This window comes from Paenarthrobacter nicotinovorans (assembly GCF_007670255.1).
Classification (GTDB): domain Bacteria; phylum Actinomycetota; class Actinomycetes; order Actinomycetales; family Micrococcaceae; genus Arthrobacter; species Arthrobacter nicotinovorans_B.
Genome location: NZ_SZVS01000013.1, coordinates 127,806 through 133,805, shown reverse-complemented (window position 1 = coordinate 133,805; position 6,000 = coordinate 127,806). Strand labels below are relative to the sequence as shown.

The 6,000-nt window shown below is 65.0% G+C and carries 5 protein-coding genes and 1 pseudogene; 4 read left to right on the top strand and 2 right to left on the bottom strand.

From position 1 onward, the window contains the following. Positions 1–1,137 precede the first annotated feature (1,137 nt). The 4 genes and pseudogenes from FDP28_RS18060 to FDP28_RS18045 all read left to right on the top strand — a co-directional run. Positions 1,138–1,590 (top strand): annotated as a pseudogene (locus tag FDP28_RS18060) (HAD-IC family P-type ATPase); the annotation flags it as partial. 91 nt (positions 1,591–1,681) lie between these two features. Further along, positions 1,682–2,158: a hypothetical protein gene (locus FDP28_RS18055; protein ID WP_144662979.1), complete on the top strand. Its 477-nt coding sequence runs from the start codon at positions 1,682–1,684 to the stop codon at positions 2,156–2,158. Positions 2,159–2,300: 142 nt separating this feature from the next. Then, positions 2,301–2,897, top strand: coding sequence for a DUF305 domain-containing protein (locus FDP28_RS18050; RefSeq protein ID WP_144662978.1), 597 nt, complete (start codon positions 2,301–2,303; stop codon positions 2,895–2,897). 96 nt (positions 2,898–2,993) lie between these two features. Further along, complete coding sequence (locus FDP28_RS18045) at positions 2,994–3,878, top strand: F510_1955 family glycosylhydrolase (protein ID WP_144662977.1); 885 nt, start codon at positions 2,994–2,996, stop codon at positions 3,876–3,878. A gap of 473 nt (positions 3,879–4,351) precedes the next feature. Here the strand turns inward: FDP28_RS18045 and FDP28_RS18035 are convergent, their stop codons facing one another. Together FDP28_RS18035 and FDP28_RS18030 are read right to left on the bottom strand one after the other, a co-directional pair. Continuing rightward, a complete protein-coding gene (locus FDP28_RS18035) occupies positions 4,352–4,987 on the bottom strand; it encodes a DUF3105 domain-containing protein (protein WP_144662976.1) in 636 nt (211 codons plus the stop codon). A 24-nt stretch (positions 4,988–5,011) separates the two neighbouring features. Continuing rightward, a complete protein-coding gene (locus FDP28_RS18030) occupies positions 5,012–5,701 on the bottom strand; it encodes a DUF305 domain-containing protein (RefSeq protein ID WP_144662975.1) in 690 nt (229 codons plus the stop codon). Positions 5,702–6,000 lie beyond the last annotated feature (299 nt).

Below are 6,000 nucleotides of genomic sequence, written 5' to 3'. Positions count from 1 at the left end.
CCGGCGGTGGTGGGTCCAGCGCTGCGCGCTGTCCTCCTGGGGTCCGGCAAGCCGGCCCAACCGCCGGGCCTAGTGGCCGGCGCTGCGCGCCTTTTCCTCGTGTGGGTTTTGTGTTGGTGATTGCGGCTCCCTTTGCCTTGTTTTCCGGGATACCTTAGGGTTTGTGGGGTCCCCCAAATGCCTAGTTGGGTCCGCTTGATGAACCGCTGGTTTGGCAGAGATAGGATGTGATATGTCTTTAAAAGTTCCGCCCCCCCGCTTTGTGCATTGTGCATTGGGATAGTTGCTGTTCCGTAATTTTATTACTTGCCAAACGCTCTCTTGCTAAACGCAGTGCCCGGCTGCGCCGGCCCTGCGTCTCAGTTCAAATTTGTGCTGGCTCTCTCCAGCCGTCGGGTTTTTCTTAGGTACTCCCTAAGGCATGGGCCGCTCTCCTGGCGGCCCTGCGGGCCTCCTAGAGGACCGCTAAGCCCGGAATGGAGGGAATCCCCATGTCTATGGATTCTGAGTCTTCCTCACCCTCTACCAGCGCTCCTGGCACTGGTTCTGACCCTGCTGCGGAGTGCAGTCCTGGGACCTTGGTGCCTTTTGAGATCCGCGGATCCCTGGGGACATACCGCCGTTCGTTCAATATGCCGGCGGATCCTCCAGATGGTGATGCCGCATGAGCTCGCTGCAGTCATACACACGCAGTCCCGCTATCCCAACGGGGCAGGGTCCTCTGAGCTGGGAGCAGCTGCACGCTGCCGTCTCCCAGGCTCTTCGTCATCTTGAAACCAGGTACGCCCACATACCTGGGCCGCGGATGTCCTCACACTCATGCCGGCCCTCTCCTGCCTCACACGCCCGTAAGCAGGCAAGCAACCCCTCTCCCCTGGCCTACCGGCCCAGGGGCCAGCCATGAAAGGAAACCCTCATGGCCCGAAAGTTCGCCTCGCTCCGTAGCGCCGAGCAGGAGATGCTCCGAGACCGCTACCCTGACCGCGTCTTTGAACCCGATGAAGACGTCACCGAAAACGGCCGGCCGTACGCCCACCTCTTCGCCAGCGTTACGGATCCACAACATACCCAGCCCCACCGAACCGACCCGTGCGGGAACCAGTGCCACGCAAGGGCAAGGTGAGTTCCATGCCGGCTAACGTTGATGAGATCTTCGCCGAAGTCCTGCCTGCGGACAAGGACAAGAAAGTGGCCGAACTACAGGGTCGCGGCTTGAAAGTAGCAATGGTCGGCGACGGCGTGAACGACTCCCCGGCGCTGGCCAGAACCGAGGTCGGCATCGCCATTGGCGCGGGGACTGACGTGGCCATGGAATCGGCTGGCGTGGTCCTGACCGGCAACGACCCCCGCGCTGTCCTGTCGATGGTGGACCTGTCACGCGCCAGCTACCAAAAGATGTGGCAGAACCTTGTCTGGGCCACCGGGTACAACATCATCGCAGTGCCGCTGGCGGCAGGGGTCCTGGCGTTCGCCGGGGTCGTGCTCTCCCCCGCGGCAGGCGCGGTCCTGATGTCCGTCTCCACCATTGTGGTCGCGCTGAACGCCCAGCTCCTGCGGCGGGTGAAACTGAACCCATCCGAGGTTCGTTGACCCAAGAAGCGCTACCGGCCAGGGGAGCACCGCATCGCCCGTGGCCGGTAACCTAGAAGTCAGCCAGAGCCGCATCGAAAGGAGGAACGTCATGAGCGCAACTGTCCACCGCCGCGCGGCGGCGTTCCTTCGCCGTGCGGGCCTTGTTACCGCTGTGCTGGTGATCATCGCCGGAATCTTCGGCATGCACGTGATGACCGCCACCCACGCCATGCACTCCCCGGCCTCAGCCACGGCAGCCGCCGATGCGCATACCACGGAAGCATCCCCTGACCACACCGGACACCCGGCGGAACCCGGCACGGTCCCTGACCACGCCTCTGCAGGGCAGGGCATGGCCGGGGTCGCCGTTGAGCAATGCTCAGAATCGGGTGACTGCACCAGCATGCAGGCCATGACTGTCGCCTGCACCCCGTCGGCGAAAACCGCGTCCATGGCCGCGCCGCCGCCAGGCACCCTCGAACTGCAGATCAGCAACAACGCCGCGGCAGCCGGTGCCGTCACCGGCCAGTGCTCCTATCTTTCCGGCAGCCCTTCACCCTGTGAGCTGTCCATCAGCAGGACGTAAAACGAGGCACCGCGCCGCCACCCTCGCGGCGCACGCCCCTTTACCCTGACAGGTCCACTCGCGGACCGTCAGGTGCATCACCGATGCCCATATCCCTCCGGCGCCCCGGCGCGCCAGCTGATGTTTTAAAGGACCTGATCTCATGACCAAGAAGTTTCTGACCCTTACCGCCACCGGCATCGCCGCGGCCATCGCCCTGGCCGGCTGCGCCTCCGGAACCGGTACCGGATCCTCCGCCAGTGCACCCGCCACCAGCGCAACGGCAGCCGCCGCTGACCACAACACCGCGGACATCACGTTCGCCCAGACGATGATCCCGCACCACACCCAGGCCGTGAAAATGAGCGATACCATGCTCACGAAGAAAGACATCCCGGCGTCCGTCACCGCGCTGGCCACCAAGATCAAGGCAGCCCAAGGCCCTGAAATCGAGACCATGACCGGCTGGCTCGCCAGCTGGAACCAGCCCACCGCGATGGCCACCGACATGCCCACCGGCCACAGCATGACCGGCATGATGGGCGACGCAGACATGAAGAAGCTCGAGGCCGCCCAGGGTACCGAAGCGGCCAAGCTCTTCCTGAACCAGATGATCGCCCACCACAAAGGCGCGATCATGATGGCCAAAACCGAAAACACCGCCGGCCAGAACCCGGACGCCGTTCAGCTCAGCAAAGACATCGTCACCGCCCAGGAAGCAGAAATCCAGGAAATGCAAAAACTGCTGGCCAGCCTCTAACGAGCGCATTCAGGCACCGGTCTCCGCCGCCCCCTGCGGCGGGGCCGGTGCAGCACCCTACACCTCTTCCTTTTCCCTCGATCCCCGGGAGCTTCCATGCCTATCTCATCCAAAACCACGTCCCTGCCCGCGGCCGTGATGGCCGGCGCCGCCGCCCTCGTCCTGGCCCTGGCCGCCTGCACGCCCTCGACCGGGCCGACAGCCGGCGCATCATCCACCCAACAGGCCGGGAGCGGCCTTCCCAGCAGCCACGTCCACGGTCTGACCGTCAGCGGCGACACCAGCCAGGTCCTCTTGGCCACGCACGACGGGCTGTTCGACATGACGAAGCAACCCGCCGCCAAGATCGGGGGTACCAACGACCTGATGGGCTTCACCGCCGGCAAGGATTCCGGTATCTTCTATGCCTCGGGCCACCCCGGAGCCGGATCCAACCTTCCCAACCCCCTCGGTCTCCTCAAGACCGTCGACGGCGGCAAGACCTGGGAACAGCTTTCCCGACAAAGCGAATCAGACTTCCACGCCATGACCACCACCAAATCCGGGATCGTGGCATTCGACGGGACACTGCGCACCAGCCCCGACGGCAAGACCTGGAAAACCGTGACAGCAGGGTTTGCACCGGCAGTCCTGGCAGGGCACCCCGACAGTGACACCGTACTGGCCACCACCCAGAAGGGCATCCAGCGCTCCACCGACGGCGGCACCACCTGGGCAGCAGTGAAGCAAGGGCCGGTCATCCAGTTCGCCGCGTTCGCTACCGCGTCGGAAGTGGCAGGGGCCCAACCCGACGGGACTGTCCACTACTCGGCCGACGCCGGCGTGACCTGGACGAAGAAGGGCCGGATCGATAAGGAAGTCCTGGCGATAGCGGCAGTCAAGAACGCCAACGGCCAGTCACAGATCTGGGCGGCCACCCAGGAAGGGATCGTCGTCTCCACCGACGGCGGCACGACCTTCCGGCCCGCCCGGGAATCCTGATCCGGTGACCTCCGATAGCCCTTCGCCTCCATGATGACCGCTGGTATCCTTCCTCCCCCTGCACCCAGGCTATCTCGGCTTCGTCTCGGGGCTGACCGATCCGACGCAGCCCCTGAACCGCAGCCGCGTGCTCGCCCGGTGTCGGGCTCTTCGTGATAGGACTCGCTGCAGTGTTCACCCTCGGCGGCGCCGTTCGGGACCACCGGCTCTTGGCTGTTCGCTGGCAGGACACCCCGATGCGCGGCCTCGCGTCGTGGTAATCCTCATGGGTCCAGAGCGCTTCTCGGAATGATCCCCTGGCTGCAACGGACACGGAAAACCACCCTAGGACGTAGGACAGCCTGGCTGGCGCCACTCTGCTGGACATCGTCTTTAGCCTGGGCTGGACACACTGCATGGGTCCGACCCTGAACGCCGCCGCGTTATGGTCATTGTCCGTATCCGGGCCGTGAACATCGAAAGTGCCTCCTTGCTCAGCCTTGGACGCCGCCGGTGCAGACCGCTCCCGGTTCCGGGGTCTGGGGGCCTTGCCGGTATTTCCTGATGAAGGATGCCAGCCGGGCATCGCCGCTGCTGTCAACTGAGAGTTGTTTGCCCCAGGCGGTCACCGTAACGGCAGACGCCTGACCCGGCACGGGGCTGAGCACGATGTAGTCCTGGTTGCCGACCAATTTCGTCAGTTCCGTGATCTGCTCCTTGGCCAGGTCGGGCCGGTAGGTGAGCCACACTGCGCCGTGTTCCAGGGAGTGCACAGCGCGGGTTTGTTCCACCGGTACGGTGTAGATCCCGCAGTTGGTCCACACCGGGGCGTGGTCGCCTCCAGTGGCCGGCGTCCGGGGGTAGCTGACGGGTTCACGGGTGTGGTTCCGTGACTGGCCGGGGAAGTCCTGTTCGCCCTCGATCGGCCGGGTCGCGGCGGCCCGGGTCTCTTCACGCTGCCTGACCTCGCCGACGACGACGAACGCCACGGCAGCGATGATCGCGGCGACCACGAGACCGCCTGTGCCGTAGATCAGCCAGGCCCTGCGCCGGTCGGCGGCCCGCTGCCTGACCTGAAGGGCCTGCAGGATCGCCCTGCGCTCCTCGGGTGTCTTCCGCTGTGCGGACATAGTGAGTTCCTTTCTCCGATCCGGTCAGAGTCTGCCGCGCAGTTCCTTCAGTGCAGTGATTTCAGCGGTCTGCGCCTCGACGATACCCGCGGCGAAGTCGCGGACCTTCGCGGTTTCGCCGAGGCCGGCCGCGGCGCGGGCCATGGCCACGCCGCCCTGGTGGTGGCTGATCATCAGCTCGGTGAACAACCTGTCCGCTTCCGCGCCTGTGGCCCCGCGCAGCTTTTGCAGCTGCGCCGGTGTGGCCATGCCCTCCATACCGCCCCCCGTCCCGGGGTTATGGCCCATGGTCGAGGAACTGCCCCCATGTTCCCCGGTTCCCATCCACGCCATCGGCGGCGCCGATCCTGCCTGGGGCAGTCCCCAGTCCACCAACCAAGCGAACATCTGGCCGCTCTGCTGCTGCTGGGTGGTGATGATGTCATATGCGATGGAGCGGACCTCCTCGTTGGCGGACTTGTCCCGGATCAGCAGGGCCATCTCAACAGCCTGGGCATGGTGGGCCTGCATATCCCGGGCGAAGCCGGCGTCAGGCCCGGAATCGGACACCGAAGCAGGGCCCGAGCCAAGGCGGCCGACGGCGAAGAATGCTGCGGCGGTAAGAACAAGAACGGTAAGGACGACCAGCCACTGCCGGCCCGTCCAGAGCCGTGGCCGGGGTTTGGTTTTGGTCGGCTCCTCATTGCCGGCCCGCGCGGTGGTGTTTTCGTTCATGCCTGCCTTGGGGTTCGGTCTCTGTCGGGGGGACAGGACCACGATTCGTGCAACCGACAGCCGGTGGGTTACTACCGCCGCGGCCAGCCGCCCCACCTGCGTCGTTTATGGTTCAATCCGGTTCGTGGGGGCCCGAGCGCGCAGCCATTAACGAGCTTGGACTACAGAAGCCAGCACCAGAGTACCCCGCCGACCTGACAACCATGAATCGCGACATTGAAATCAACACGAGGACCGCGGTGACTGACTCGGCCGCGGCGATGGCGTCAGCCAGCCGGGAACCATAGGTCCCGATTCCT